27 protein-coding genes and 1 pseudogene are annotated in these 24,976 nt (G+C 74.1%); 12 read left to right on the forward strand and 16 right to left on the reverse strand.

Annotated elements, in window-relative coordinates:
• Positions 1-51: 51 nt before the first annotated feature.
• From BLW85_RS06065 to BLW85_RS06085, 5 genes are all read left to right on the forward strand, one after another.
• Positions 52-657 (forward strand): sulfite oxidase-like oxidoreductase, encoded by a 606-nt coding sequence (locus BLW85_RS06065; protein WP_070026575.1) that lies wholly within the window; start codon positions 52-54, stop codon positions 655-657.
• A complete protein-coding gene (locus BLW85_RS06070; RefSeq protein ID WP_074991272.1) occupies positions 650-1,414 on the forward strand; it encodes a ferredoxin reductase in 765 nt (254 codons plus the stop codon). The genes BLW85_RS06065 and BLW85_RS06070 overlap by 8 nt, the downstream gene beginning before the upstream one ends.
• 180 nt (positions 1,415-1,594) lie before the next feature.
• Entirely contained in the window at positions 1,595-2,179 is a 585-nt protein-coding gene (locus tag BLW85_RS06075; protein ID WP_074991274.1) for an Rv1733c family protein, read from the forward strand.
• A gap of 88 nt (positions 2,180-2,267) precedes the next feature.
• Positions 2,268-3,236 carry an acetylxylan esterase gene (locus tag BLW85_RS06080; protein WP_074991279.1) on the forward strand — a complete coding sequence of 323 codons (969 nt, stop codon included), beginning with the start codon at positions 2,268-2,270 and terminating at the stop codon, positions 3,234-3,236.
• Between the two features lie 110 nt (positions 3,237-3,346).
• Positions 3,347-4,570, forward strand: a complete 1,224-nt coding sequence (locus tag BLW85_RS06085) for a serine hydrolase domain-containing protein (protein ID WP_079172272.1) — start codon at positions 3,347-3,349, stop codon at positions 4,568-4,570.
• Here BLW85_RS06085 and BLW85_RS06090 read toward each other — a convergent pair.
• Positions 4,555-5,319 carry a class I SAM-dependent methyltransferase gene (locus BLW85_RS06090; protein ID WP_070026571.1) on the reverse strand — a complete coding sequence of 255 codons (765 nt, stop codon included), beginning with the start codon at positions 5,317-5,319 and terminating at the stop codon, positions 4,555-4,557. The genes BLW85_RS06085 and BLW85_RS06090 overlap by 16 nt on opposite strands.
• A 361-nt stretch (positions 5,320-5,680) precedes the next feature.
• Here BLW85_RS06090 and rho point away from each other — a divergent pair, with 361 nt between their 5' ends.
• Positions 5,681-6,829 carry a transcription termination factor Rho gene (rho, locus tag BLW85_RS06095; RefSeq protein ID WP_074991282.1) on the forward strand — a complete coding sequence of 383 codons (1,149 nt, stop codon included), beginning with the start codon at positions 5,681-5,683 and terminating at the stop codon, positions 6,827-6,829.
• Between the two features lie 92 nt (positions 6,830-6,921).
• Positions 6,922-7,788: pseudogene (locus tag BLW85_RS40035) on the forward strand (D-alanyl-D-alanine carboxypeptidase family protein); the annotation flags it as partial.
• Between the two features lie 59 nt (positions 7,789-7,847).
• Here BLW85_RS40035 and BLW85_RS40745 read toward each other — a convergent pair.
• The 10 genes from BLW85_RS40745 to crcB (BLW85_RS06150) form a co-directional block, all read right to left on the reverse strand.
• Complete coding sequence (locus BLW85_RS40745; RefSeq protein ID WP_074991284.1) at positions 7,848-9,227, reverse strand: glycosyltransferase 87 family protein; 1,380 nt, start codon at positions 9,225-9,227, stop codon at positions 7,848-7,850.
• Positions 9,224-10,633 (reverse strand): polyprenol phosphomannose-dependent alpha 1,6 mannosyltransferase MptB, encoded by a 1,410-nt coding sequence (gene mptB / locus BLW85_RS06110; RefSeq protein ID WP_074991285.1) that lies wholly within the window; start codon positions 10,631-10,633, stop codon positions 9,224-9,226. Before mptB ends, BLW85_RS40745 begins: the two co-directional genes overlap by 4 nt.
• 157 nt (positions 10,634-10,790) lie before the next feature.
• Entirely contained in the window at positions 10,791-11,729 is a 939-nt protein-coding gene (locus BLW85_RS06115; RefSeq protein WP_070026567.1) for a glutaminase, read from the reverse strand.
• Positions 11,730-11,792: 63 nt separating this feature from the next.
• Entirely contained in the window at positions 11,793-13,199 is a 1,407-nt protein-coding gene (gene aspA / locus BLW85_RS06120; protein ID WP_074991286.1) for an aspartate ammonia-lyase, read from the reverse strand.
• Between the two features lie 123 nt (positions 13,200-13,322).
• Positions 13,323-14,321, reverse strand: a complete 999-nt coding sequence (locus BLW85_RS06125; protein ID WP_074991288.1) for an asparaginase — start codon at positions 14,319-14,321, stop codon at positions 13,323-13,325.
• Positions 14,322-14,563: 242 nt separating this feature from the next.
• Complete coding sequence (locus tag BLW85_RS06130) at positions 14,564-15,235, reverse strand: FadR/GntR family transcriptional regulator (RefSeq protein ID WP_074991290.1); 672 nt, start codon at positions 15,233-15,235, stop codon at positions 14,564-14,566.
• Between the two features lie 168 nt (positions 15,236-15,403).
• Positions 15,404-16,240, reverse strand: coding sequence for an undecaprenyl-diphosphate phosphatase (locus BLW85_RS06135; RefSeq protein WP_070026563.1), 837 nt, complete (start codon positions 16,238-16,240; stop codon positions 15,404-15,406).
• 113 nt (positions 16,241-16,353) lie between these two features.
• Positions 16,354-16,722, reverse strand: coding sequence for a fluoride efflux transporter CrcB (gene crcB, locus BLW85_RS06140; protein ID WP_074991293.1), 369 nt, complete (start codon positions 16,720-16,722; stop codon positions 16,354-16,356).
• Entirely contained in the window at positions 16,719-17,099 is a 381-nt protein-coding gene (locus BLW85_RS06145; protein ID WP_074991296.1) for a DUF190 domain-containing protein, read from the reverse strand. The genes crcB (BLW85_RS06140) and BLW85_RS06145 overlap by 4 nt, the downstream gene beginning before the upstream one ends.
• Positions 17,096-17,560, reverse strand: a complete 465-nt coding sequence (crcB, locus tag BLW85_RS06150) for a fluoride efflux transporter CrcB (protein WP_070026560.1) — start codon at positions 17,558-17,560, stop codon at positions 17,096-17,098. The genes BLW85_RS06145 and crcB (BLW85_RS06150) overlap by 4 nt, the downstream gene beginning before the upstream one ends.
• 377 nt (positions 17,561-17,937) lie before the next feature.
• Here crcB (BLW85_RS06150) and BLW85_RS40565 point away from each other — a divergent pair, with 377 nt between their 5' ends.
• From BLW85_RS40565 to BLW85_RS06165, 3 genes are all read left to right on the forward strand, one after another.
• A complete protein-coding gene (locus tag BLW85_RS40565) occupies positions 17,938-18,072 on the forward strand; it encodes a hypothetical protein (RefSeq protein ID WP_279628577.1) in 135 nt (44 codons plus the stop codon).
• A gap of 127 nt (positions 18,073-18,199) precedes the next feature.
• Positions 18,200-18,571, forward strand: a complete 372-nt coding sequence (locus tag BLW85_RS06160; protein ID WP_070026559.1) for a VOC family protein — start codon at positions 18,200-18,202, stop codon at positions 18,569-18,571.
• A 43-nt stretch (positions 18,572-18,614) separates the two neighbouring features.
• Positions 18,615-19,031: a MarR family winged helix-turn-helix transcriptional regulator gene (locus tag BLW85_RS06165; RefSeq protein WP_070026558.1), complete on the forward strand. Its 417-nt coding sequence runs from the start codon at positions 18,615-18,617 to the stop codon at positions 19,029-19,031.
• 48 nt (positions 19,032-19,079) lie between these two features.
• On the opposite strand, the gene BLW85_RS06170 is transcribed toward BLW85_RS06165, so the two are convergent.
• From BLW85_RS06170 to BLW85_RS39275, 4 genes are all read right to left on the reverse strand, one after another.
• Positions 19,080-20,159, reverse strand: coding sequence for a hypothetical protein (locus tag BLW85_RS06170; RefSeq protein WP_070026557.1), 1,080 nt, complete (start codon positions 20,157-20,159; stop codon positions 19,080-19,082).
• Between the two features lie 130 nt (positions 20,160-20,289).
• Positions 20,290-20,688: an SseB family protein gene (locus BLW85_RS06175; protein WP_070026556.1), complete on the reverse strand. Its 399-nt coding sequence runs from the start codon at positions 20,686-20,688 to the stop codon at positions 20,290-20,292.
• Between the two features lie 115 nt (positions 20,689-20,803).
• Positions 20,804-22,318, reverse strand: a complete 1,515-nt coding sequence (locus BLW85_RS06180; RefSeq protein WP_070026555.1) for a purine-cytosine permease family protein — start codon at positions 22,316-22,318, stop codon at positions 20,804-20,806.
• A gap of 131 nt (positions 22,319-22,449) precedes the next feature.
• Positions 22,450-22,611, reverse strand: a complete 162-nt coding sequence (locus tag BLW85_RS39275; RefSeq protein WP_167381380.1) for a hypothetical protein — start codon at positions 22,609-22,611, stop codon at positions 22,450-22,452.
• 186 nt (positions 22,612-22,797) lie between these two features.
• Between BLW85_RS39275 and BLW85_RS06185 the strand changes: the two genes are divergently transcribed.
• The gene (locus tag BLW85_RS06185) at positions 22,798-22,992 is read left to right on the forward strand and encodes a DUF2795 domain-containing protein (protein WP_074991302.1); all 195 of its coding nucleotides are present in this window, start codon (positions 22,798-22,800) and stop codon (positions 22,990-22,992) included.
• A 166-nt stretch (positions 22,993-23,158) separates the two neighbouring features.
• Positions 23,159-24,229: an NAD(+)/NADH kinase gene (locus BLW85_RS06190; protein ID WP_074991303.1), complete on the forward strand. Its 1,071-nt coding sequence runs from the start codon at positions 23,159-23,161 to the stop codon at positions 24,227-24,229.
• Between the two features lie 47 nt (positions 24,230-24,276).
• On the opposite strand, the gene BLW85_RS06195 is transcribed toward BLW85_RS06190, so the two are convergent.
• The gene (locus BLW85_RS06195) at positions 24,277-24,954 is read right to left on the reverse strand and encodes an ankyrin repeat domain-containing protein (RefSeq protein ID WP_074991304.1); all 678 of its coding nucleotides are present in this window, start codon (positions 24,952-24,954) and stop codon (positions 24,277-24,279) included.
• Positions 24,955-24,976 lie beyond the last annotated feature (22 nt).

The raw sequence follows: 24,976 nt of genomic DNA on the forward strand, positions 1-24,976 counted from the left end.
GGGCCCGTGACCTGGGACGGGGCACCCGTCGCGACAGCGTACGGTTGAAGTATGAACGTCACGCGAGGCTTCACGGGCCGCGCGCGCGAGCACAACCCGGGACTGCCGCCCGGACAGTACGACGCGCGCGACGACTGGCCCGTCCTGTCCGCCGAGGTCACCCCGGACCTCGCACCCGCCGACTGGACCTTCCGCATCGACGGACTGGTCGAACGGCCCTGCACCTGGGACTGGGAGGCGGCGCACGCGCTGCCCGCGTCGGCGTACGAGGGCGACATCCACTGTGTGACCGGGTGGTCGAAGTTCGGTGTGCGCTTCGGCGGGGTGTCCCTGGACGCCTTCCTCGACGTGGCACGGCCCGACGCCCGCGCCACCCACGCGCTCGCCCGCTCCCACACCGGGTACACCGCGAACCTGCCGCTCGCCGATCTGACCGGCGGCCGGGCCTGGATCGTGTGGGAGTACGACGGCGAGCCGCTGCCGGCCGAGCACGGCGGCCCGGCGCGCCTGGTGGTGCCGCACCTCTACTTCTGGAAGAGCGCCAAGTGGATCGCGGGCATCACGCTCCTCGACCACGACGAGCCGGGCTTCTGGGAGGGCAACGGCTACCACCCGCGCGGCAACCCCTGGGAGGAGCAGCGGTACTCCGGTGACTGAGACGACGACGATGCCCGGCGGCGCGCCGCGGTTCGCGGTGCCCGGCCGGATCGCGGTGAGCGAGCAGGCCGAGACGGTGTGGCAGACGGCCACCCTGACGGAGATCCGCCGGGAGACGCCGTACACGGCCACGTTCCGGCTGGCGGTGCCGCGCTGGGCGGGGCACCTGCCCGGCCAGCACCTGATGCTGCGGCTGACCGCCCCGGACGGCTACACGGCGCAGCGCCACTACTCGATCGCCTCCGCCCCGGACGATTCGGGGCACATCGAGCTGACCCTGGACCGGGTGCCGGACGGCGAGGTCTCCGGCTGGTTCCACACCGTGGCCCGGCCCGGTGACACGTTCGAGGTGCGCGGTCCGCTCAGCGGCTTCTTCGCCTGGCCGGGAGACCGGCCCGCACTGCTGCTGGGCGCGGGTTCCGGCGTCGTACCGCTGATGTCGATGATCCGCCACCACCGTGCGCGCGGCCTCGACGTGCCGCTGCGGATGCTGGTGTCCGCGCGCAGCCCCGAGGAACTGATCTACGCGCCGGAGCTGGGCGCGGAGACGACACCGGTGTTCACCCGCAGCGCCCCCGCGGGGGTGCCGGTGGGCCGGGTGACGGCCGCGCATCTGGCGCCGCTGATGGCCGAGCGGCCGCCCGGCGGGTGGGAGGCGTACGTGTGCGGCTCCAACGGGTTCGCCGAGCACGCCTCCCGGCTGCTGGTGCGGGCCGGCCAGCCGGTGGACCGCATCCGCATCGAGCGCTTCGGCTGACCCCCGGCGCCCTTCTCCGGCGTCCCCGGGGGGTACTTGGCTCGAACCCTGTCCCAAGTGGGCCTGAACTCGCGGTTCGACGGGTGGGCCGGGTGCGTCGTACGGGGTACGAGACGGGTGTGGACGCTTCGGCGCGTGCGGCGCGGGGCGTGAGCGGTCGGCTTCGGCGAGGAGGCGGACATGCGGACCCGGGTGCGTGGCTGGCGCTGGCGGCGCAATACGCTGCGGCGCCGCTGCGATGTCGTGGAGGCGTGGACGGTGCTGGCGGTCGCCGTGCTGCTGTGCTTGGTGGCGCCGCTGGCCGGGGCGGCCGCGGGCCTGCACGCACACGACCAGGGCGCGGCGCGGGCGGCGGCGCAGCGCGCCGCGCGCCATCAGGTGCGGGCCACCGTGGCCGGCGATCCGTCCTCCTCGCCGCCCTCCCTGCGCACCGGCCGCGGGCACCCCTACCGCGCCGAGGTCCGCTGGACGGAGCCCGGCAGGGGCGTCCGGACCACCTGGACGCGGGTGCCGGCCGGGACCCGGCCGGGTGACTCGGTCGAGGTGTGGGTGGACTCCCGGGGCCGCGGCGTCGGCGCGCCGCCGGCCGGTACGGCGGTCCTCCAGCACGCGGTGGCCGTCGGGGCGGCCGTGGCGGCCTGCGTCGGCGGCGTGGTGTTCCTCGGCCATGCGGTCGCCCGCCGCATCGCGCTGCGCCACCGGCTCGCCGAGTGGGAACGGGAGTGGGCCCGGACGGGCCCGAGGTGGACCCAGCCGAGGACGTGAGCGGACCGCGCCCCCACCCCTGGCCCGCCGGGTGACCTCCCTCGTACGGTGAGCTCCGCACTGTCTGCCCTGATCAAGGTGGTTGCCCATGGCCCTGTTCGACCTCCCCCTGCCGGAACTCCGCGCCTACCGGGGCGGGTCCACCGAACCCGAGGACTTCGACGCCTTCTGGGAGAACACCCTGAAGGAAGCGCGCGCACACGAACTGGACGTCCGCTTCGAGCCGGTGGACGCGGGGCTGGCCACCGTCGAGGTGTACGACGTGACGTTCGCCGGGTTCGGCGGGCACCCCGTCAAGGGCTGGCTGCGGCTGCCCGCCGGCGCCACCGAACCCCTGCCGCTCATAGTCGAGTTCATCGGGTACGGCGGCGGGCGCGGGCTGCCGCACCAGGATCTGCTGTGGGCGTCGACGGGCCGGGCGCACTTCGTGATGGACACCCGGGGGCAGGGCAGCGTCTGGGGCGGCGGGGGCGGCACCCCCGACCCCGTGGGCTCCGGTCCCGCCCACCCTGGCTTTCTGACGCGGGGCATCGACGCGCCCGAGAACCACTACTACCGGCGGGTGTTCACGGACGCCGTACGGGCCGTGGAGGCGGCCCGCGCGCATCCGCTGACCGACGCGGCGCGCACGGCGGCGATCGGCGAGAGCCAGGGCGGCGGCATCACCCTCGCCGTCGGCGCCCTGGTCCCGGACCTGGTCGCGGTGGCGCCGGACGTGCCGTTCCTGTGCGACTTCCCGCGCGCGGTGACGCTGACGGACCGCCACCCGTACCGCGAGGTGGGCCTGTTCCTCAAAACGCACCGGGGACGCGCGGCCGAGGTGCTGCGCACCCTGTCCTACTTCGACGGCACGCACTTCGCGGCCCGCGGCCGGATGCCGGCCCTGTTCTCGACGGCCCTGGAGGACGAGACCTGCCCGCCGTCGACCGTGTTCGCGGCGTTCAACGCCTGGGCGCACGAGGACAAGGCGATCGAGGTGTACGAGTTCAACGACCACGAGGGCGGCGGCCCCTACCAGGAGGCGGCGAAGATGCGCTGGCTGCGCTCCCGCGTCTGACGGTCGCGTGCCGGGCACGGCCTCTTCCTCCGGGGCCGCCCGGTCGCTAGGTTCGAACGGCCCGGCCCGGGCGCTGCGGCCCGGGCCGTTCCCGCGACCACGGAGGGCCCATGTCAGCCACGCACGACGCCCAGCAGACCCAGCAGACCCCGCAGGCAGCGGAGGCAGCGGAGGCAGCGGAGGCGACACGGGTCGACGGCCACTGCGATCCACGGTTCACGGCCGTGCGGGAGGCGTTCGAGGAGAACTTCCGCGAGCGGGGCGAGCTGGGCGCGGCGGTGGCGGTCACCGTGGCCGGGAAGACGGTGGTGGACCTGTGGGGCGGCTGGGCGGACCCGGCGCGCACCCGGCCCTGGGAACGGGACACGCTGGTGAACGTGTGGTCGACCACCAAGGGCCCGGTGGCGCTCTGCGCGCATCTGCTCGCCGACCGCGGACTGCTCGACCTGGACGCGCCGGTGGCCCGGTACTGGCCGGAGTTCGCGGCGGCCGGCAAGGAGAAGGTACTCGTCCGCCATCTGCTGTCGCACCGTTCGGGAGTGTGCGGGCTGCGCGAGCCGCACTCGCTGGAGGACCTGTACGACTGGGAGACGACCACCGCGCGGCTCGCGGCCACGGAGCCGTGGTGGGAGCCGGGCACCCGGTCCGGGTATCACGCGGTGACGTACGGGTTCCTGGTCGGCGAGGTCGTCCGGCGGGTCTCCGGGCTGAAGCCGGGGGCCTTCCTCCAGCGGGAGGTGACCGGGCCGCTCGGGATCGACTTCAGCGTGGGCCTGCCGGTGCGGGACCACGGGCGGGCGGCCGAGCTGGTGCACGCGCCGGCCGGGGCGATCGACGAAGGGGCGTCCTTCCGCGACGTGACGCCGCTGCTGATCGCCGCGATGGCCAACCCCCCGCTCGGGGCCGCGCAGGCGAACACGCCCGAGTGGCGGGCGGCGGAGGTCCCGGCGGCGAACGGGCACGGCACCGCGCGGGCGGTCGCGCACCTGTACGGCGTCTTCGCCGGCCGCGGTCTCCTCGGCGGGCGGCGGCTGCTCACGCCGGAGGCGGTGGAGCGGGTCCGCGAGGGACAGGGACGCTGCGTCGATCTCGTGCTGGGGGCGGGGCTCGGCAGCGAGACCGAGATCGGTCTCGGCCTGTGGCTCAGCGGCCCCCAGGGCGCCTACGGGCCCAATCCGCGGGCGTTCGGGCATGACGGGTTCGGCGGCTCCTTCGGGCTCGCGGACCCGGAGGCGGGGGTGTCGGTGGGTTACGTCATGAACCGCATGGGGTCGCGCATCGCCGACGACCCCCGCAAGCGGGCGCTGGTCGAGGCGGTCTACCGCGCCCTGTGACCCTCCTGCGTCGCTCCCCCGTCCCTGCGGGCCACCACCAGCCGCGCCCGCGGGGCACCGTCCGGGCGCCACCCGAACTCGGGCAGCGCGCGCAGCTCGACGGAGAATCCGGCACGGGTCAGCTCGGCCGTCACCCGGCCGAGCCGGAACGCCCGGTAGTACATGACGAACGGCGGCCGCCACAGGGCGTTGCGCACCCGCATGACCGCGTCGAAGCCGAGCAGCGTCCAGAACGCGGGGCGGGTCGGGCGGGGCGGGGCGAGCACCGGGAAGGCGAAGCTGCCGCCGGGCCGCAGCACCGAGTGGACCTGCGTGAACAGTCCGGGCAGTTCGCGGGGGAGGAAATGGCCGAACGCCCCGAAGCTGACGACGAGATCGAAGGCGGCGGTGAACGGCAGGGCGCGGGCGTCACCGCGCACCCACGCGACCCGTGGCCCTCCGGCCGGCCGGCCGGAGGCCGCGCGCCGGGCGACGTCGAGCATCCCGGCGCTGAAGTCCACGCCGGTGACGGTGCGTCGGCACAGTCCGGTCAGCGCCGCCGTCCCCGCGCCGGTGCCGCAGCACAGGTCGAGGCCGTCGGCGAACGGGCCCAGCGGGGCGAGCGCCCCCGCCACGGCGTCGAGCACGCTGTCGGGGGTGCGGAAGGGGGTGCGGTCGAACTTCGGGGCGAGCAGGTCGTAGCCGTGCTCGACGGAGGACAGCGCCTGGACGGCGAGTTCGCGCAGCGTGGGGCCTTCGGGTCCGAACATGCTCCTCAGCCTGCCGCAACCGGCCGTCCCCGGACCACGGGGGCGGCGCCCACACCGTGCGGACCTGCGATGAGGTCCGCGTGGGTCTCTTGACCTGAGCGGCGGCACGGGTACAATGCGAACAGCGCATGTGCGTGCCCCTCGTATCGGCACCGATGTCGCCGTCTTCTCTCCCAGCCCCTCGGCCGAGTTCTTCCGAACGGTCCGGGCTTCTTTCGAGCACCACCTCCCGATGCGCGTGTTCCGTGCGCTGTCCGAGGTGTCGTCTCCGCCGCAGGAGGCCGTCGCAACCGCCTCCCCTCGCGGCCGCTCCCCTCTCCCCCGCGCTCTTCCCCGCCTCGTCCGCGAAAGGACCCACTCCATGACCACCACACTCGAACACCCCCCGGTGGGCCTCGACGCCCCGGCCGTCCCGCTCGTCTCCGGCGTGCTCGACATCGACGCGCACGGGAAGGGGCACCTGCGGTCCCCCGCCCTCCTCCCCGCCCCCGCCGACCCGCAGGTGCCGGCCGCGCTGGTCCGCCGGTACGGACTGCGCAAGGGCGACCTCGTCGAGGGCGTCCTCGGCGAGCGGCGCACGCTGAGCGAGGTCGCCCGGGTCGAGGGGCGCGCGGCCACGCGGCACGCGTCGCGCCGGCACTTCCGTGATCTCACCCCGCTGCACCCGCGCCGGCGCCTGCGGCTGGAGCACCCGGACGCCGGGCAGGCCGGCCGGGTCGCCGATCTGTTCACACCGGTCGGCAAGGGCCAGCGCGGACTCCTCGTCGCCCCGCCGAAGAGCGGCAAGACGGTGCTGCTGCGGCAGCTGGCCGCGGCGGTGGCCGGCAACCACCCCGAGTGCCGGCTGATGGTGCTGCTGCTGGACGAGCGCCCCGAGGAGGTCACCGAGATGCGCCGCACGGTGCACGGCGAGGTGTACGCCTCCACCTTCGACCGCACGGCCAAGGAGCACATCGCCCTCGCCGAACTCGTCGTCGAGCGGGCCAAGCGGCTGGTCGAGGCGGGCGAGGACGTCGTCGTCCTGCTGGACTCGCTGACCCGGCTGTGCCGGGCGCACAACAACGCCTCCGGCGCGGGCGGCCGCACCCTCAGCGGCGGTGTCGACGCGGGCGCGCTGATCGGCCCCAAGCGGTTCTTCGGCGCCGCCCGCGAGGCCGAGGAGGGCGGCTCGCTCACCATCCTGGCCACCGCCCTGGTGGACACCGGCTCGCGTGCCGACGGCTACTTCTTCGAGGAGCTGAAGAGCACGGGCAACATGGAGCTGCGGCTGGACCGGGAACTGGCCGGCCGGCGGGTCTTCCCCGCCGTGGACCTCGACGGCTCCGGCACCCGGCGCGAGGAACTGCTGCTCACCCCGGCCGAGTTGAGCGCCGCTCACGGACTGCGCCGGGCCCTGCGCTCCCGTGAGGGCGGGCCGGCGGCCCTGGAGACCCTGCTGGCGCGGCTGCGCGCCACCCCGGACAACGCGGCGTTCCTGCGGCAGGTGCGGCCGACGCTGCCCACCGGCTAACCGCGCCCTGCCGGTGCGTCATCCGGGTTGCTCCGCTGGGCCGGACGGCGCGGCCGGCGCGCGCACGCCCCTCTCATTCGTACGTTGATCATATGATCACCAGATTCAGATACCGGGCGGTCGCGCCGGTCTGCTCCCTGTGCGTGGCGGGCGTGCTGGCGTTCACCCCCGCCACGGCCACCGCCGCGCCGCTCGCCGGCCGGCCCCACAGCGCCGCCCGGCCCCGCGGCGGGGAGCCCGCGCCCCCCGCCCCCCGGGCCGCCGTCCCCGCCCCGTCCCTGCTCTACCGCTCCGGCGTGCAGGTCCGCCCGCGCCGGGGCGCCCCCGAGGTGCCGGACCTGTCGGCGCTGTCCTGGCTGATCGCCGACGCCGGCAGCGGTCAGGTGCTGGCGGCGAGCGAGGCACACCGCCCGCTGCCGCCCGCCAGCACCCTGAAGACCCTGTTCGCCCTCACCGCGCTGCCGAAACTGCCCAGCGGGATGCAGCACACGGTGCGCTACCAGGAACTGGCCGACGTCGCCGAGGGCAGCAGCCTGGTCGGGGTCGAGGAGGGGCACAGCTACCGGGTGGCGGACCTGTGGCGCGGGGTCTTCCTCAGCTCCGGCAACGACGCCGTGCACGTCCTCGCCTCCCTGAACGGGGGCTGGGAGACCACCGCCCGCCGGATGCAGGCCAACGCCCGCGCCATGGGCGCGCTGGACACCCATGTGCTGTCGCCGGACGGATACGACACCCCCGGCCAGGTCTCCTCCGCCTACGACCTCGCCGTCTTCGGCCGGGAGGGCCTGCGCGACCCCGACTTCGCCGCGTACTGCTCCACCGCCCAGGCCGAGTTCCCGGGTGACGGTTCGCCGTACCCCATCGAGAACACCAACCGGCTGCTGACCGGAGCGGACGGCGTCGCGCCCTACCCGGGCCTGATCGGCATCAAGAACGGCTACACCAGCAACGCGGGCAACACCCTCGTGGCCGCCGCGCGCCGGGGCGGGCACACCCTCGTGGCAACGGTGATGAACCCTCAGAGCGGCGGCGGCTTCGCGGTGTACGAGGAGGCCCGTGCGCTGCTCGACTGGGGTTTCGCCGCGAACGGGCTGGTCGACCCGGTCGGCTCCCTGGACGGGCTGCGGCCGAAACCCAGGCCGGCCGCCTCGGCCGCACCGGTGGCGGCCGCCGTGTCCGGGACGGGGGGCGACGACTCGGGCTGGCCCGGCACGGCCGTCGGGGTGGGGCTGGCCGGGCTCGGCGCGGGAGCCGTGGCGCTGGCGCTGCGGGCCAGGGGCAGGGCCGCACGCGGCTGACCGACCGGCAGGCCGAGCAGCAGCCCCAGGGTGATCCAGGTGTAGAGGTTGCTCCCGAGGAAGCCGCCGAGGCCGGAGGCGTCGTCGACCCACAGCCACACCACGCTGCTGCACAGCACCGCGTACAGCACGCCCGCGAGGCGTCGGCGCCCGGCGCGCAGCAGCACGGCGAAGGAGGGCAGCAGCCACACCAGATGGTGCACCCAGGTGATCGGGCTGACCAGGCAGGCGGCCGCCCCGGTGAGGGCGAAGGCCGCCGTCCAGTCGCGGGCCGCCGCCGCCCGGCGGGTCCGCCATGCCCAGACGCACAGGGTCAGCAGCACCGCCGTCGCCCACAGCGGGCGGCCCGTCTCGCCGAGCCGGGCCAGCACGCCCTGGAGCGACTGGTTGGAGACGTAGTCCAGACGGCCCACCCGGCCCGTGTCCCACAGCGCCTCGGTCCAGTAGAACCGGGAGGCCGCGGGGTCCACCCAGGCGGCCAGCGCGGTCGCGGCGGCGGCCACCGCAACGGCGGTCCCGGCCGCCCGGCGACGCCCGGCGAGCAGCAGCATCCCGATAAACAGGGCCGGCGTCAGCTTGATCGCGGCGGCGAGCCCGGTTCCGGCGCCCGCCCAGCGGCCCCGGCCGCTCGTCAGCAGCCAGGCGTCGGCGAGGACGAGGGCCAGCAGGACGACGTTGACCTGACCGAAGCTGAAGGTGTCCCGCAGCGGTTCGAACAGCGCCAGCGCGCACAGGGCCGGCACCCAGCCGTACCAGCCGTGGCGCCGCCACCGCTCACCGGCCAGCACGCGCAGGACGACGGCGAGCGCGGCCGTGTTGACCAGCAGGGACGCGGCGATCGCCGCGCTTCGGCCCAGCACCGCCAGCGGCAGCATGAGGACGGCGGCGAACGGCGGATAGGTGAAGCCGTACGGCGTGCCCGGCACCCGGTAGTCGTAGATCAGGCCGCCGTGGTGCACCCAGGTGTGCACGGTGCCGTAGTAGACGCGCAGGTCGAAGAAGCCGCGCAGCAGCGGCACGGTCGCGGTGAACGCGACGACGGCGGCGACGAGCGCGAGGACCAGCAGCAGCCGCCCCCGTTCGGTGCGCGGGCCCCTCATGCGGCGCGCCCCGGGACGGGGGCGGGGGCTTGCGCCGCCTGGTGGGCCTGCCACAGCACCACCACGCCGAGCACCGCGCCGCAGACCGCGAGCGCCAGCCGGCCCGCGTCGGCGGGGCCGCCGCTGGGCAGCACGGCGAGGGCGAGGACCGCGGCGAGGGCCGCGGCCCGGCGCCGCACCGAGGTGCTGGGCGCGGCGGCGGCGATCAGGAACAGGCCCCACAGCACGTACCAGGGGCGGATCGCCGGGCCGAACACGGCGACGGTGAGCAGGCTCAGCCCCAGCGCGTACACCGGCTGTAGCCGCAGCCGGTGCCAGATCAGGGCGACGGCCGCGGCGGTGGCCGCCAGGCCGAAAAGCTGCCAGGCCGGTACGGCCAGCGGGGCCAGGCCGCTGCCGAGCCGGGCGAGCAGCGCCGCGGTGGCCCGGCCGAGCAGACTGGCCGGCGCCCAGTTGTGCGGGGAGACGGGGGTGCCGAGGGCGCCGATCCAGCCGTAGCCGGTGCCGGCCAGGGCGGTGGCCGCGACCGTGGTCGCCGCGGCGGCGCCCGCGGTGGTCAGGGCGGCCGGCAGCGGGCGGCGGCCGGAGCGGACCTGGAGCACCAGTACCGCGAGCAGACCGAGCGCGGCGGGCACCTTGACCAGGGCGGCGAGGGTGACCAGTACGGCGCCGAGGGCGCCGAGGGAGAGGCGGGGGGCCCGCGCGGCGACCAGGCCGAGCCCGAGCAGGCCGAGCATCAGGGCGTCGTTGTGGGCCCCCGCGACCAGGTGCAGCAGCACCAGCGGGTTGAGGGCGCCGAGCCAGAGCGCGGCGGCCGGGTCGGCGCCGCTGTGCCGGGCGAGCCGGGGCAGCGCCACCGCCATCAGGGCCACGCCGAGCAGCGCCAGCAGGCGCATGCCGAGCAGGCCGGCGGGCAACCGGTCCCCGGTGAGGCCGGACAGGGCGGAGGCCAGACCCAGGAAGGCGGGTCCGTACGGCGCCCCGGTGTGCCGCCACATGGGGGCCACCTGGTCGGCGAGCGGGCCGCCGAGCGCGGCCGGGCCGTGGGTGTAGACGTCCAGGTGGGCGTCGGCCATGGCGCCCTGCGCGAGATAGCTGTAGACGTCCCGGCTGAACAGCGGCGGGGCGAGCAGCAGCGGGGCGGCCCAGACGGCCAGGACCAGGAGCAGGGCGCGTGGTCCCGGGGGCCGCGGGCCGCGCACCAGCCGGCCGAGGAGCACCCAGGCGGCGATCAGCAGCACGGCGCCGAAGTAGACCCCCACCAGGCCTGTCGCCGCCTGGGCGGAGGCGGGGGCCGGCAGGTCCTCGACGGGCAGGGCACCGGCCGTCTCCCCGCCCAGCGCGAGGGAGGCGGTGCCGGCCAGGCCGAGCAGCCGGCAGCGGCGCAGATCGAAGGGGAATGCCATGGCCAACACTGGCTCAGCGTGTCAACGCCGGATGGCCGGGAGTCGACACGGAGCCCTCCGGGCGGGGGCCGGAGGGTGGCTGCTGTGTGCTCCCGGTTCCCCGGCCGTTCAACGGGTCCTCGGGCGCGGACCTCCCGGGGGGCGGTGCCCGCTGCGGTCAGAACACCGACAGTCCGGTCAGCGTCGTGAACCGGTCGAGGGCGGCCACGCCGGCCACCGAGTTGCCGCGCTCGTCCAGCCCCGGGCTCCACACGCACAGCGTGCACCGGCCCGGTACGACGGCGATGATCCCGCCGCCGACCCCGCTCTTGCCGGGCAGGCCGACCCGGTAGGCGAAATCGCCGGCCGCGTCATAGGTGCCGCAGGTCAGCATGACGGCGTTGACCTGCTTGGCCTGGCTCTTGCTGAGCAGCCTGCTGCCGTCGGCGCGGATGCCGTGCCGGGCGAGGAAGCCGGTGGCGAGCGCGAGGTCGGCGCAGGAGGCGGCGATGGAGCACTGCCGGAAGTACTGGTCGAGCAGGACCGGCACCTCGTTGTCGACGTTGCCGTAGGACGCCATGAAGTGGGCGAGGGCGGCGTTGCGGTCGCCGTGCGCGGTCTCGGAGGCGGCGACCTCCAGGTCGAAGTCCAGTTCGGGGTTGCCGCTCTCGGCGCGCAGAAAGGCCAGCAGTTCGCCGGCCGCGTCCCCGGTACGGGTCTGGAGGCGGTCGGTGACGACGAGGGCGCCCGCGTTGATGAAGGGGTTGCGCGGGATGCCGTTCTCGTACTCCAGCTGGACCAGGGAGTTGAACGGGTTGCCGGAGGGCTCCCGGCCGACGTGCTCCCAGAGTTCGTCGCCCTCGCGGGCCAGGTCCAGGGCGAGGGTGAACACCTTGGTGATGGACTGGGCGGAGAACGGCTGCCGCCACTCCCCCACCCCGTACACCGTGCCGTCCAGCTCGGCGACGGCCATGCCGAAGCTGCGGGGGTCGCGGGCGGCGAGCGCCGGTATGTAGTCGGCGGCGCGGCCCCGGCCCGGGGTGTGCTCCAGCTCCTCGGCTATGCGCTCCAGGACCGGCAGGAAGGTGCGGGACGACGTCGTTGTCATGATCACCATTGTGCCTCCCCGCCGCTCCCAGGGCCCACTCACCCGTGCCCCGGGAAGGGCCGTCGCCGCAGGTCAGGCGGCCGGTGCCCCGCTGCCGGCGACGATCTCGGGGCGCAGCAGCCCGGCCAGCGTACCGGCCGGCAACAGGCCCTTCTCCAGGACCAGTTCGGCCACCCCGCGGCCGGTGGCGAGGGCCTCCTTGGCGATCTCGGTGGCGGCCGTGTAGCCGATGTGCGGGTTGAGCGCGGTGACCAGTCCGATGGAGTTCTCCACGCTCGCGCGCAGCCGCTCGGTGTTCGCGGTGATGCCGTTCACACAGCGCTCGGCGAGCGTCAGGCAGGCCCGCCGCAGATGGGTGACGGACTCCGACAGGGAGTGCAGGATGATCGGCTCGAAGGCGTTGAGCTGGAGCTGTCCGGCCTCGGCGGCCATGGTGATGGCGACGTCGTTGCCGATCACCTCGAAGGCGACCTGGTTGACCACCTCGGGGATGACCGGGTTGACCTTGCCCGGCATGATCGACGAACCGGCCTGCACCGGCGGCAGGTTGATCTCGCCGAGCCCGGCGCGCGGGCCGGAGGACAGCAGCCGCAGGTCGTTGCAGCTCTTGGAGAGCTTGACCGCGATCCGCTTGAGCACGCCGGACATCTGGACGAAGGCCCCGCAGTCCTGGGTGGCCTCGACCAGGTTGGCGGCGGTGACCAGCGGCAGCCCGGTGATCGCGGACAGGTGCCGGCGGGCGGCCTCGGCGTACCCGGACGGCGCGTTGATCCCGGTGCCGATGGCGGTGGCGCCCAGGTTGATCTCATGGATCAGCTCGACGGCCTCGGCAAGACGGCTGCGGTCCTCCTCGATCATCACGGCGAACGCGGAGAACTCCTGACCGAGCGTCATGGGCACCGCGTCCTGCAACTGTGTACGGCCCATCTTGAGCACGTCACGGAACTCCACGGACTTGCCGGCGAACGCGTCCTGGAGTACGGCCATCGCCTTGAGCAGTCCACGTACCGCGAAGATCGTCGCTATCTTGACGGCGGTCGGGTAGACGTCATTGGTCGACTGGCTCAGGTTGACGTCCTCGTTGGGGTGTACATACATGTACTCGCCCTTGGCGTGGCCGAGCAGTTCCAGCGCCCGGTTCGCGACGACCTCGTTGGCGTTCATGTTGGTCGACGTACCGGCGCCGCCCTGGATGACGTCCACCACGAACTGGTCGTGCAGGGCGCCCTGACGGATCTCCCGGCAGGCGGCCACGATCGCCGCGGCCTTCGCCGGTTCCAGCAGCCCCAGTTCCTCGTTCGCGAGGGCGGCGGCCTCCTTGACGGCGGCCAGGGCGTCGATCAGGTGCGGGTACGCCGAGATCGGCGTCCCGGTGATGGGGAAGTTCTCGGTCGCCCGCAGGGTGTGCACACCCCAGTAGGCGTCGGCGGGCACGTCCCGGTCGCCGAGCAGGTCGTGTTCGCGGCGGGTGGCGGTCATGGGAAGGGGTCTCCTTCTGGGCTACGGAGGTGAGGGCGCCCCCGCGCAGGAGCGCGGGGGCCGGTTCGCGGCCGGCGCCGTATGGCGCGCCCGGCCGGGGGCGGCGCGCGGTGACGGGACCGGTCAGGCGGCGCCGAGGCCGTCCACGACGCGCACGGACCCCACCGGCACTCCGCCGCCCAGCAACGGCGCCCCCGAGAACTCGGCCAGCAGCGCGGAGTCCACCCCGGCCAGCGCCAGCGCGGCCGCCGCGACCGGCACCCGCGCCCGGTCCGCGCCGTCCGCTATCTTCACGGCCACCGCCCGTCCGTCCGGCAGCGCGGCGACCTGCACCCCCTCGAAGCCGTCCTTGGCCAGCAGCCCCGGCACGGCCCGCATCAGCGCGGCGACGTCACGGGTGGCGCCGGAGGCCATCTCGGCGTGGGCGCGCATCGCGTCGGCGACCCGCGCCTCGGGCGTGCCGGGGGCGGCCGTGACGACGCGGGACAGGGCGCGGGCGAGGCCGGTCAGGGAGATGGCGAACAGGGGGGCGCCGCAGCCGTCCACGGTGACCCGGGCGACCCGTTGCCCGGTCAGCTCCTCGACGGTCTCGCGGATCGCCCGCTGCAGCGGGTGCTCCGGGTCCAGGTAGTCCGGCAGGGACCAGCCGTTGAGCTTCGCGGTCCACAGCATGGCCGCGTGCTTGCCGGAGCAGTTCTGGGCGAGCCGGGAGGGCGCCCGGCCCGCGCGGACCCAGGTGTCGCGGACGGCGGGGTCGAAGGGCAGGTCGGGGACGTTGCGCAGGTCGTCCTCGGCGAGTCCCGCCAGTTCGAGGATGCGCCGGGTGCCGGCGAGGTGGCGTTCTTCGCCGGAGTGGCTGGCGGCGGCCAGGGACAGCAGCTCGCCGTCCAGCGGCAGTCCGGCCCGCAGCATGGCGACGGCCTGGAGGGGCTTGACCGCCGAGCGCGGGTAGAACGCGGCCTCGGCGTCGCCGAGCCGGTGCTTGACGGTGCCGTCGGCGCCGAGGACGACGACGGAGCCGTGGTGGACGCCCTCGATGACGCCGCCGCGGACGAGCTGGGCGACGGGGGCGTGGCGGGGCGCGCGGACGACGGGTGCGTCGGCGAGGGAGGTGCTGAACATCACTGCCTGTATCGGGGGGGTCGGGGCGGCCGGGTCGCGGGTCACGCGGCGGCGCCGGTGGAGAAACGCGCTGTGCGGGGTCGTACCGGCCGCGGTCAGCGCGATGCCGGCGGGAGGCGCGGGGCACGGTGGTGCTCCTGGCGCCGTCGTCGGCATCCGGGGGTCGGTGTACGAGAGCCGGTATGCGGAACCGGTCATCGGTGCTCAGCCGTCGGTGTACGGCGGCCGGGAGTACCGCTCGTTCACCCCTCCACCGCGCCGCTCACGGCCGGTGCCGGTGGCCGGACGATCTCGGTGAGGGTGCGCTCGACGCGGTCCAGGTGGTGGCTCATGGCCGCGACCGCGTCCGGTTCGCAGCCGTCGGCCAGGGCCTCGACGATCGCGCGGTGTTCGCGGTTGGACTGCTCGCGGCGGCCGCCGAGTTCGTTGAGGAAGGCCGACTGGCGCGCCAGGGCGTCGCGGATCTCCTCGATGACCCGGCGGAAGACGGGGTTCTGGGCGGCCTCCGCCACGGTGAGGTGGAAGAGCGTGTCCATCGCGACCCAGGCGGTGGTGTCCGTCTCCCGTTCCATCCGGTCCAGCAGGTGGGCCAGGCGGTCCAGGTGGTCCGGGGTGCGGCGCAGGGCCGCGTAGCCGGCCACCGGGATCTCGATGTGCCGGCGCACCTCCAGCAGATCGCTGGCCGCGTAGTCGCCGAAGGTGGGGTCCTCCACCGCGTTGGCGACGACGAAGGTGCCCTTGCCGGTGCGCGAGACGGTGAGGCCCATCGCCTGGAGCGCGCGCAGCGCCTCGCGCAGCACCGGCCGGGAGACCTCCAGGGTGCGTCCCAGCTCGGCCTCGGAGGGCAGCTTGTCGCCGATGGCGTAGTCGCCGCGTTCGATGGCGCCGCGGAGGTGGCCGAGGACCGCTTCCATGGCGCTCACACGCCGCGGACCCGGACCACCTGTCTGGCTGTCTGACAGGTTCACGAGGCCGATGATCCGGCCTGCCTGGCCGCTCTGTCAAGGCGGGCCGCAGACGCGCACGGGGCGCGGCGCCCGTCCGCGGGCGTCCGCGCCCCGTGGGTGGGCGGGAGGAACGGCTCAGGCGTTGAGCACGCCGGTGCCGAGCAGGCCCAGCAGGGCCACGCCGATGACGATGCGGTAGATCACGAAGGCGTTGAAGGAGTGCTTGGCGACGAACTTCAGCAGCCAGGCGATGGAGGCGTAGGCGACGATGAAGGAGACGACGGTGCCGACGGCCAGCGGAGCGGCGCCGACGCCCGCGCCGAGGGCGTCCTTCAGCTCGTAGATGCCGGCGCCGGTGAGCGCGGGGATGCCGAGGAAGAAGGAGAGCCGGGTGGCCGCGACGCGGTCCAGGTCCAGCACGAGGGCGGTGGACATGGTGGCGCCGGAGCGGGAGAAGCCGGGGAAGAGCAGGGCGAGGATCTGCGAGCAGCCCACCCACATCGCGTCCTTGAAGGACGTGTCGTCCTCACCGCGCTTGTGGCGGCCCATCTGGTCCGCGCACCACATTGCGCCGGAGCCGACGATCAGCGAACCGGCGACGACCCACAGCGAGGCCAGCGGCCCGTCGATCAGCGGCTTGGCGGCGAGGCCCACCAGGACGATCGGAATGGTGGCGGCGATCACCCACCAGGCGAACTTGTAGTCGTGGTGGTAACGCTCCTCGCGGTTGGCCAGACCGCGGAACCAGGCGGAGACGATCCGCTTGATGTCCTTGAAGAAGTACACGAGCACGGCGGCGATGGCGCCGACCTGGATGACTGCGGAGAACCCGACGACGGACTTGTCGTCGACGGGGATGTCCATGAGTCCCTCGGCGATCTTGAGGTGACCGGTGGAGGACACCGGGAGGAACTCGGTCACCCCCTCGACGACACCGAGGATGACGGCCTGGCCGACAGAGATGGCGCTCATGGGATCCAGTTCTGAGGAGAGTAGGTCGACAGTGCTGTGGACAGTACTTAATGCGTTGGTTCGTGACTTAATGCGTTGGTTCGTGCGTCCGGTGGTGCGGGTTGTGCCCGGGCCTACAGGGCGCGGGCGAGGAAGACCCCGGCGAAGGCCGCCGCGAGGCCGGCCGCCACGCTCGCGACGACGTTGACCGAAGCGTAGAGGCCGGAGCCGGCCTCGGTCAGTCGCAGGGTCTCGTAGGAGAAGGTCGAGTACGTCGTCAGCGCCCCGCACAGGCCGGTGCCGAGCAGGAGTTGCAGATGGGGCCCGGCGGCCCCGGTGGCGGCGAGGCCGGTGACCAGACCGAGGATCAGGCTGCCGACGACGTTCACCACGTAGGTGCCCCAGGGGAAGACCGAGTCGTGCCGGGCCTGTACGGCGCGGTCCGTGAGGTAGCGCAGAGGGGCCCCGACCATCGCTCCGAGGACGACCAGCAGCCAGTTCACGGCGATCCCTCGCCGTGCGAACCGGCGGGATCCTGGCCCGCCGCGCGGCCGACGTACCGTACGACCTCGCAGTCGTCCAGCGTGACCAGGCCCTCGCGGACCAGCTCGTCCAGCTGGGGCAGGAAGGCCCGGACCCGTTCCTCGGTGTCCACCACGACCACCGCGACCGGCAGGTCCTCGCTGAGCGACAGCAGGCGGGAGGTGTGGATGCGGGAGGAGGCGCCGAAGCCCTCGATGCCCCGGAAGACGCTGGCCCCGGCGAGTCCGGCGGCGTGCGCGCGGTGCACGATCTCGCTGTAGAGGGGCTTGTGGTGCCAGGTGTCGTCCTCGCCGATGTAGACGGTCAGCCGGAGCGCGCGGCCGGTGAGTGAGGTCATGGCTGCTGCCTTCCGATGAGCACCTTGCGGGCGACGGTCGAGGCGAGCCATACCGCCGCGAGGGTCGTGCAGGGTGTCGCCACGAGGTAGACGAGCCCGGCCCCGGGGCGGCCGGCGTCGACCAGCCTGCGGATGTCGACGGTGTAGGTGGAGAAGGTGGTGAAGCCGCCGAGGACGCCGGTGCCGAAGAACGGGCGGACGAGGCGGTGGGCGGCCCACACCTCGGTGATGAACACCATGAACACGCCCATCACGCCGCAGCCGATGAGGTTGGTCCAGAAGGTCGCCCAGGGGAAGCCGCCGGGCGGGGTGGGCAGGGCCAGGGCGAGTCCGTAGCGGGCGCACGCGCCGAGGGCGCCGCCGGCCGCGACCACCGCGACGACGGGTGCCTGGGCGCGCCACCGCGAGCGCCGGCGCGCCGCGGGCCGGGCGTGAAGGGTGTCGGCTTCGGGGGTTGTCATTGCTGTACGTCTCCTGCTCGGCCGACCCCGTGGGTGATCACGGCCGGCACCAGCGTACCGCCGCGACGGGCGGGTTCCGGCCAGGCGGGGACCGTGCGAGCGGGCCGTGCGCAGGCCGTGCGGAATCGTTCATCCATGGGTGCCGAACCGTTCACCCGCCCTTCCCCGGACGGTCCCCGAAGCGGCCCGCGCTCAGCGCGTTCCGGGTCTGACCAGACCCGACTCGTTCCACACGGCCGTCCTCAACACCCATGACCGGCGGCGCGACCTGGGCATGCTGAAGTCGATCGGGATGACGGCCCGCCAGGTGACGGCGATGACGGTGACGTCGATGGCGGCGCTCGGGGTGGTGGGTTCGCTGCTGGGCGTGCCGCTGGGTGACGTACGTCCGGCACGCACCCCTGCTCGCGCTGACGGCGGTGTCGGGTGCGCTGATCGCGGTGCTGGGCGCGCTGGTGCCGGCGCGGCGCGCGGCCCGGCTCACGGTCGCGGAGGTGCCACACGGCGAGTGAGGCGGCAACCGGTCAGGATCGGAGAAGCCGTGGCGCGCTCCCCCGGCCTAGCGTGGGAGCGCCGGCGGGGAGACCGCCGGGCCCCGTATCCGGAAGACTTCGAAAGCCTCCCCAAGGAGTGGATCCCATGACCACCGATTCCCCGACCAGCGGCGTGCGGACGCTCGTCTACCCCGTCAAGGACGCGGCGCGGGCCAAGGCCCTGTTCAGCGCGTTGCTGGGCGTCGAGCCGTACGCCGACGAGCCCTACTACGTCGGTTTCAAGGCCGCCGGGCAGGATGTCGGCCTCGACCCGAACGGGCATGCGCAGGGGCTGACCGGGCCGGTGCCCTTCTGGCACGTGACCGATCTGCGGGAGCGGCTCGCGGCCCTGCTGGCGGCGGGCGCCGAGATCGTCCAGGACGTGCGGGACGTGGGCAACGGCAGGCTCGTCGCCTCGGTGAAGGACGCCGACGGCAACATGGTCGGACTCCTCCAGGACCCGGACGCCGAAAAGTAGTTGCACACTCAACGACTGGCTGGATCGGTGCTACGGTGCCGGTATGGCAGTGAAGACGGCCGACGCCCGGCTGGAAGAACGGTGGCGGGACATCCTCGCCGTGCACGCGCGCACGATGTGCGAGATAGACCGGGCACTGGCCCCCTACGGGCTGGGGGCCAGCGACTTCGAGGTGCTGGACATCCTGGCCGCCGAGTCGCCCCGCCAGGGCGATCACTGCCGGGTGCAGAACCTGGTCGGCCGGGTGCATCTCAGCCAGAGCGCGCTGTCCCGGCTGATCGGCCGTCTGGAGAAGGACGGCCTGGTGGAACGCTCGGTGTGCACGGAGGACCGCCGCGGGGTGTGGGTCGCCCTCACCTCCAAGGGCCGCACCCTGCACGCCGAGGTGCTGCCGCTGCAACGGGCCGTGCTGGAACGGATGCTGACGGAGCGGGAGGACCAGGCGCCGTCCGGGGCGTAGACGCCGTCCGGACCCTACGGACCGTGGAAGGCGTCCGGGCCGCAGGGGTCATCCCGGACGCCGGTCCACCGGGCGCATGGGGGGCAGCGAGGCCGTCGGGAAGTCGCGGGGGCCCGTCCACAGGGCCGGTACGGCGTCGCAGCGGCGGCACAGTTCGTAGGCGACGGCCTCGTAGTTGACCCGCCAGCCGCGGAAGTGGGGCCATGCCTCCTGCGGGGTGCGTTCGGCGCGGAAGCCGGCCGCGTCCAGCATCTCCACGGCCGCGTCGAACTCGGCGTAGGTGAGCCGGAGGGGCGCGTCGGGAGAGGGATCGGGGTCGAAGGGGGCGCGCACCGCGCGCGCGATGTCGCGGAGGGCGCTGAAGCCGGCCCGCAGCACCAGACGGGCCTCCGGCGGCGCTGTCTTCGGGTCCAGGGCGAGCTGGAGCGCCGCCGCGTCCATCACGGCGATCAGCGCCACCAGCCAGCTGCGGTGCGGACGCGGGGAGCGGAAGGTCAGCAGCACGGGATAGGTCGAGTGGCTCTCGCCCATGTCCGAGGCCAGCCGCTCCCAGGCCCGGTACAGCTCGGGCAGCGCCGTCTCGGTGTCCACCAGCCACTGCCGGGCCAGGATCTCCGGACCCCAGGAGGGCTCCCCCGCCCGGGCCTGGAGCAGGGTGACCTCGATCTCGCGGCGGTTGTAGGCCGCGTAGAGGGTGGGCAGGTAGGCGATCTGGAGCGCGATCAGGACGGGCCCGGTGGCGGCGGCGACGAAGTCCAGCAGCGACAGCTTCAGCCGGGCGCCGCTGGCGAAACCGAGCGTGAAGAGGCTGGAGCCGGCCTCCCGGAACGCGGTGGCCCAGGGCAGCGAGGACACCGCGAACAGCAGCAGACCGAAGCCGAAGAGGGCACCGACGAGCCAGCTGGCGAGCATGCCGATCAGCATCAGCGGGGCCAGCCAGGTCTGTGCCCGGTCGATGGCCTCGTAGCCGCCGCGCAGCGCCGGCAGCCGCAGGAGCCTGCGCAGCAGCCACCACAGCCGGAACACCAGCCCGGAGTAGAGGCCGCGCGGAACCACGAGGGTGCGCAGGACGCTGCTCAGCACGGTGGCGAGGAGCAGGGCACCTACCGTGCCGGCGATGTATTCCATGGGCACATTTTGTCGCCCGCGGGGAGGGGGGACCCGTTTCCCCGGCGGCCACGGGTGCGTCGCCGCCGGTCGCAGGGCCCGCGCGGCGCGGCCGCGGATCGGCCACGGCCGCCGGCCGTGCGGGGCGCGCTCAGCGGGCCAGCAGGGTGCGCACTCCCTGTGAGGTGAGGGTCAGGGCGTGCGAGGAGCTGCCGTCTATCGCCAGCGAGAGGTCCTCGTCGGGCCACTGGGAGGCCAGCGCGCCCAGCGGGATGAGGCGGTAGCGCGAGACGAAGGGCAGCAGTTCGGCCATCTCGCCCTCCGTGGTGAACACGGGGACGACCGGGTCGCCTCCCGGCTGTTCCAGGACGGGCAGGGCCACCGTCGTGGCGTCGGCGCCCTCCCCGTCGATCGCGTCGTCCGGCACGGGGACGAGCACGTCGCTGTGGGCGAGGGTGTCCAGGGCCCTCTGGTCCTCGGCATCGGCGACCAGGGCGTCCAGCGCCTGCTGGGCGGGCGTCGGCAGGGCGTCGTGTGCGGGTGTCTCCATGGCAGATCCCCAGGTAGCGGTGGTCGTACGGGCCACCCGGACGGACTTGCCCGGGCGGGCTCCCGCCTCGCGTACCCGGTGCGCGCCCCGGGCATGCGTGGGAATCGGCGGCGGCTCACGCGTTGAGGAACTCCTCGCCGGGCGCGGGGCTCGGCGCCAGGGCCTCCTGGGCGCGCACCCGGCGCCGGCCGAGCAGCAGGGTGCCGAGGAAGGAGAGCGCGAGGGCGGCCACGACGCCCAGGTTGGCGTACGCCCAGGCGCCGGTACGGCCGCCGAGGCCGAGCGGCCGGAGCAGGTAGCCCTGCCAGCCCAGCCAGTGCGCGGCGGTGTTGGTGACCAGGCCCCAGCCGACGGCCGTGGCGGCGAGGGTGAGCAGCGGGGGCACCAGGGGGATGTCGCCGTAGCGGCCGTGCGGGCGGTAGAGGTCGCCGTCGTCGTAGTCGCGGCGGCGCAGCGCGAGGTCCCCGAGCATCACGCCGGACCAGGCGGCGACGGGCACGCCGAGCGTGGTCAGGAAGCCCATGAACTGGCCGAGGAAGCCGCCGGCGAAGAACACGATGTAGACGGAGCCGGCGATCATCAGGCAGCCGTCCCACAACGCGGCCAGATAGCGGGGCACGCGCAGCCCGGCGGAGAGCAGGGCGAGGCCCGAGGAGTAGATGTCGAGGACCGCGCCGCCGACCAGGCTGAGCACGGCCACCACGGCGAACGGCACCAGGAACCAGGTGGGCAGGATGGTGGCCAGCGCGCCGATCGGGTCGTCGGCGATGGCGCGGCTCAGCCCCGGCGAGGAGCCGGCCAGCAGCACGCCGAACACCAGCAGCAGCACGGGGGCCAGCGAGCCGCCGAAAGCGGTCCAGCCGATCACGCCCAGGCTGGAGGAGTCGCGGGGCAGGTAGCGGGAGTAGTCGGCGGCGGCGTTGATCCAGCCGAGGCCGAAGCCGGCCATCATGAACACCAGCGCGCCCATCATCTGCTGCGCCGATCCGCCCGGCACCGCCTTGACGGCGTTCCAGTCGACGTGGTGGGCGACCAGGCCGACGTAGACGAGGGTGAGGACTCCGGTGATCACCGTGATGGCGGTCTGCAACCGCATGATCAGGTCGAAGCCCATCACACCGGCGACGACGGTCAGCGCGGCCACCACCATCAGGGCGACCACCTTGGTCTCCGTGCCGCCGCCCCAGCCGAGGCTGGTGAAGACGGTCGCGGTGGCCAGGGTGGCGAGCGAGATGAGGGCCGTCTCCCAGCCGACCGTGAGCATCCAGGAGACCACCGAGGGCAGCCGGTTGCCGCGCACCCCGTAGGCGGCGCGGCTGAGCACCATGGTGGGCGCCGAACCGCGTTTGCCGGCGACCGAGACGAAGCCGCACAGCAGGAAGGAGACGACGATGCCGATCGTGCCGGCGACGAGCGCCTGCCAGAAGGAGATGCCGAAGCCGAACGCGAAGGCGCCGTAACTGAGCCCGAGGACGGAGACGTTCGCGCCGAACCAGGGCCAGAACAGCATGCGCGGGGTGCCTCTGCGGTCCGCGTCCCCGATCACGTCGAGCCCGTGCGTCTCCAGCTGGATCGGGCGGGCGGCGGCTCTGTCGTGGGTGATGCCGAGGGGGTCGTGCGAATGCGTCATCACGGCCTGCCTGTCCTGAACGTGTCCAGCTCACGCTAGGTCGGCACATCGAGGGCCGCAACGCAGGCGGCACCGGCGCCGGGGCGGGTCGGCGCGTACGCGGAACCGCCCCGGCGGCTCGCCGGTCGCCTTCAGGCGCTGTCCCCGCCGGGCTCCTCCTCGGGGACCTCGACGGGTGTCTCGTCGGCCGCGCCCTCCGCCTGCGAGGGCGTGGTGCGCGTCGGCTGCTGCCCGCCCATGTCGTCCGGTTCCCGCTCGCCTTCTGCCTGGGACGGGGTCGTGTACTCGCTCATCGTGACCTCCCCGACTCCGCGCGTACCTCTGTGTCGGACCCCCGGGTACCCGCCCGGGGCAGGTGCGAAGAGCGGGCGGAACGGGTGAATCCCCCGGGCCCGGGACGGGTACCTGGGCGGTCCGGCGCAGCATGCGGCGCCGGGGTACCGAAAGAGCAGGAAACACCCTCACCGCCTGGAGGAGCCATGGCGGGTATCAGCCCCCCTGATCTGCAGAAAGCCCTGTCCGGCGTGGGGTACCCGGCCGATTCCGAGCAGTTGCGGCAGGCCGCGGAGCACAATCACGCGCCCAAGGAGGTCACGGACCGCATCTCGCATCTCGGGAAGCGGACGTTCGAGAACCCGGCGGAGGTCAGCAAGGCCGTCTTCCGGGACGAGTGACCGGGCCCCACGATCCGGCGCGCGGGACCACCGCGGTACCGCGCGCCTTGCCGTACGGCGTGGCGTACGGCGGTCGGGTACGGCGGCGTGGCGTTGCGCGGGGCCGGTGGGTACGGCGGCGAGGATGGCGCTCGGCAGGAGCCGGGTGGAGGCGGGTGGTGCGGGTATGACGCTGGACCGGGTCGGCCTGGTCGTGCACGGCGGGCGCGCGGAGGCGCGGGCCGCGGCGCGGACGGTGCGCGAGTGGTGCGCGGAGCACGCGGTGGCCTGCGCGGACATCGACGTGTGGCGGGAGGGCGCCCGGCACAGCGCGCGGGAGGAGATGGACGCGGCGGGCGATCCCGACCTCGTCGTCACGCTCGGCGGCGACGGCACCTTTCTGCGCGGGGCGCGGCTCGCGGCGGAGAACGACGCGCTGCTGCTGGGCGTGGACCTCGGACGGGTCGGCTTCCTCACCGAGGTGCCGGCCTCGGCGGTGCGCTCCGCGCTGGACGCGGTGCGCGAGGAGCGGATCACCGTCGAGAACCGGATGATGCTCACCATGCGGGCCTCCTGCCGCCTGGAGGTGCCCGCGCAGATGGAGGCGCTGATGCGGTACGGCCGGGGGCCGATGCTGCCGCCGCCCCGGGTGCGCGTGGAGTGCGAGGCGGGCGGTGACTGGGGGGTCGCGCTGAACGTCACCGCGCTCAACGACATCGTGCTGGAGAAGCTGGCCCGCGACCGGCAGGTGTCGGTGGCGGTCTATCTGGCCGGGCGGCTGCTGGCCTGCTACTCGGCGGACGCGCTGCTGGTGGCGACGCCGACCGGATCCACGGCGTACAGCTTCGCCGCCGGGGGCCCGGTGGTCTCGCCCCGCACGGAGGCGCTGGTCTTCACGCCGGTGGCACCGCACATGGTGTTCAACCGGTCGGTGGTGGCCGCCCCGGACGAGCCGGTGGCCCTGCGGGTGCTGGAACGCTCGGGCCAGGCCGCGGTCAGCATCGACGGCCAGCTGCGGGGAGTGCTGGGCCCGGGCGACTGGATCGGCGTGTACGCGGCGCCGCGCCGGCTGAAGGCGGTCCGGCTGGGGCCCATGGACTTCTACGGACGGCTGCGCGAGCGCATGAACCTCACCGACGCCCCGGCCGCCCTCGCCGACGGCCAGGCCGCCCCGCTGTGGCCGGTGACCTCACCGCCCCCCGACGACCTGGCCCATCTGGCCCTGCCGTCCGCCCCGGGCGACATGCCCCCGACCTGACCTGCCCCGAGGCGGGCCTCGGGGCGGCGGCCCACCCGGCCCGGGTCTCAGAGCAGTGGCTCGCCCTCCTGGAGGCGCACGCCGGCCGGTGTGACCCGGTCGGTGCGTTCCGAGCCGCCGATGACCCGGATCCAGCTGTCCACGGTCAGTTCGCGGCCGTCCAGCGTGATCTGGAATCCGCCGTACATGCCCGGGACCGGGAACCAGCAGACGGGGTGGTCGAGTTCGGTCAGCGCCTCCACCTCGGGCAGCCACAGCGCGTGCCGGGTGGCCAGGTCCGAGCCGCCCTCCAGGGCCGCCCGGTGGCGGATCAGCCGGTTCAAGTGCTCCTGGAGCAGGGCGATCTCGGCGGGCGGCACGGGGTGTCTGACGACCGGGCGCAGCAGTTCGGCGAGTCGGTGGTGGCCGCGGCGGGCGGCGATGTCCGCGGCGCGTTCCCCGTCGCCCATCCGCAGTGTCCGCAGCGCGCCGCGGGCGAGCAGCCCCTCGACGGTCGCGGCGCCGGCGCCGTGCCAGGCGGCCTGGTGCAGCGGGGTGTATCCGCTACGGCCTTCCAGACGGGGGCAGTTGACCCATTCCGGCCGCTCGGCCAGCACGTCCTCCACGGCCGCCCAGTCCCCGTCCCGCGCGGCGTCGGCGAGCCGGTCGCGTGCCTGCGCGAAGCGGGGCTTGAGCGACGACCGCAGGGTGACGCCGTCCCACTCCGTGACCCGTTGCTCCCTCACGGCGGCGAGTGTACGCGCCGCC

Origin of the sequence: Streptomyces misionensis, from assembly GCF_900104815.1 — a bacterium.
In the GTDB taxonomy this organism is placed as follows: Bacteria; Actinomycetota; Actinomycetes; order Streptomycetales; family Streptomycetaceae; genus Streptomyces; species Streptomyces misionensis.

What these genes read in the sequence shown, in the direction of transcription:
- BLW85_RS06065 (WP_070026575.1), top strand. Translation starts at nt 52, where the DNA reads ATGAACGTCACGCGAGGCTTCACGGGCCGCGCGCGCGAGCACAACCCG.
- BLW85_RS06075 (WP_074991274.1), top strand. Translation starts at nt 1,595, where the DNA reads ATGCGGACCCGGGTGCGTGGCTGGCGCTGGCGGCGCAATACGCTGCGG.
- BLW85_RS06080 (WP_074991279.1), top strand. Translation starts at nt 2,268, where the DNA reads ATGGCCCTGTTCGACCTCCCCCTGCCGGAACTCCGCGCCTACCGGGGC.
- BLW85_RS06085 (WP_079172272.1), top strand. Translation starts at nt 3,347, where the DNA reads ATGTCAGCCACGCACGACGCCCAGCAGACCCAGCAGACCCCGCAGGCA.
- BLW85_RS06090 (WP_070026571.1), bottom strand. Translation starts at nt 5,319, where the DNA reads ATGTTCGGACCCGAAGGCCCCACGCTGCGCGAACTCGCCGTCCAGGCG.
- rho (WP_074991282.1), top strand. Translation starts at nt 5,681, where the DNA reads ATGACCACCACACTCGAACACCCCCCGGTGGGCCTCGACGCCCCGGCC.
- BLW85_RS40745 (WP_074991284.1), bottom strand. Translation starts at nt 9,227, where the DNA reads ATGAGGGGCCCGCGCACCGAACGGGGGCGGCTGCTGCTGGTCCTCGCG.
- mptB (WP_074991285.1), bottom strand. Translation starts at nt 10,633, where the DNA reads ATGGCATTCCCCTTCGATCTGCGCCGCTGCCGGCTGCTCGGCCTGGCC.
- BLW85_RS06115 (WP_070026567.1), bottom strand. Translation starts at nt 11,729, where the DNA reads ATGGTGATCATGACAACGACGTCGTCCCGCACCTTCCTGCCGGTCCTG.
- aspA (WP_074991286.1), bottom strand. Translation starts at nt 13,199, where the DNA reads ATGACCGCCACCCGCCGCGAACACGACCTGCTCGGCGACCGGGACGTG.
- BLW85_RS06125 (WP_074991288.1), bottom strand. Translation starts at nt 14,321, where the DNA reads ATGTTCAGCACCTCCCTCGCCGACGCACCCGTCGTCCGCGCGCCCCGC.
- BLW85_RS06130 (WP_074991290.1), bottom strand. Translation starts at nt 15,235, where the DNA reads ATGGAAGCGGTCCTCGGCCACCTCCGCGGCGCCATCGAACGCGGCGAC.
- BLW85_RS06135 (WP_070026563.1), bottom strand. Translation starts at nt 16,240, where the DNA reads ATGAGCGCCATCTCTGTCGGCCAGGCCGTCATCCTCGGTGTCGTCGAG.
- BLW85_RS06145 (WP_074991296.1), bottom strand. Translation starts at nt 17,099, where the DNA reads ATGACCTCACTCACCGGCCGCGCGCTCCGGCTGACCGTCTACATCGGC.
- crcB (WP_070026560.1), bottom strand. Translation starts at nt 17,560, where the DNA reads ATGACAACCCCCGAAGCCGACACCCTTCACGCCCGGCCCGCGGCGCGC.
- BLW85_RS06160 (WP_070026559.1), top strand. Translation starts at nt 18,200, where the DNA reads ATGACCACCGATTCCCCGACCAGCGGCGTGCGGACGCTCGTCTACCCC.
- BLW85_RS06165 (WP_070026558.1), top strand. Translation starts at nt 18,615, where the DNA reads ATGGCAGTGAAGACGGCCGACGCCCGGCTGGAAGAACGGTGGCGGGAC.
- BLW85_RS06170 (WP_070026557.1), bottom strand. Translation starts at nt 20,159, where the DNA reads ATGGAATACATCGCCGGCACGGTAGGTGCCCTGCTCCTCGCCACCGTG.
- BLW85_RS06175 (WP_070026556.1), bottom strand. Translation starts at nt 20,688, where the DNA reads ATGGAGACACCCGCACACGACGCCCTGCCGACGCCCGCCCAGCAGGCG.
- BLW85_RS06180 (WP_070026555.1), bottom strand. Translation starts at nt 22,318, where the DNA reads ATGACGCATTCGCACGACCCCCTCGGCATCACCCACGACAGAGCCGCC.
- BLW85_RS39275 (WP_167381380.1), bottom strand. Translation starts at nt 22,611, where the DNA reads ATGAGCGAGTACACGACCCCGTCCCAGGCAGAAGGCGAGCGGGAACCG.
- BLW85_RS06185 (WP_074991302.1), top strand. Translation starts at nt 22,798, where the DNA reads ATGGCGGGTATCAGCCCCCCTGATCTGCAGAAAGCCCTGTCCGGCGTG.
- BLW85_RS06190 (WP_074991303.1), top strand. Translation starts at nt 23,159, where the DNA reads ATGACGCTGGACCGGGTCGGCCTGGTCGTGCACGGCGGGCGCGCGGAG.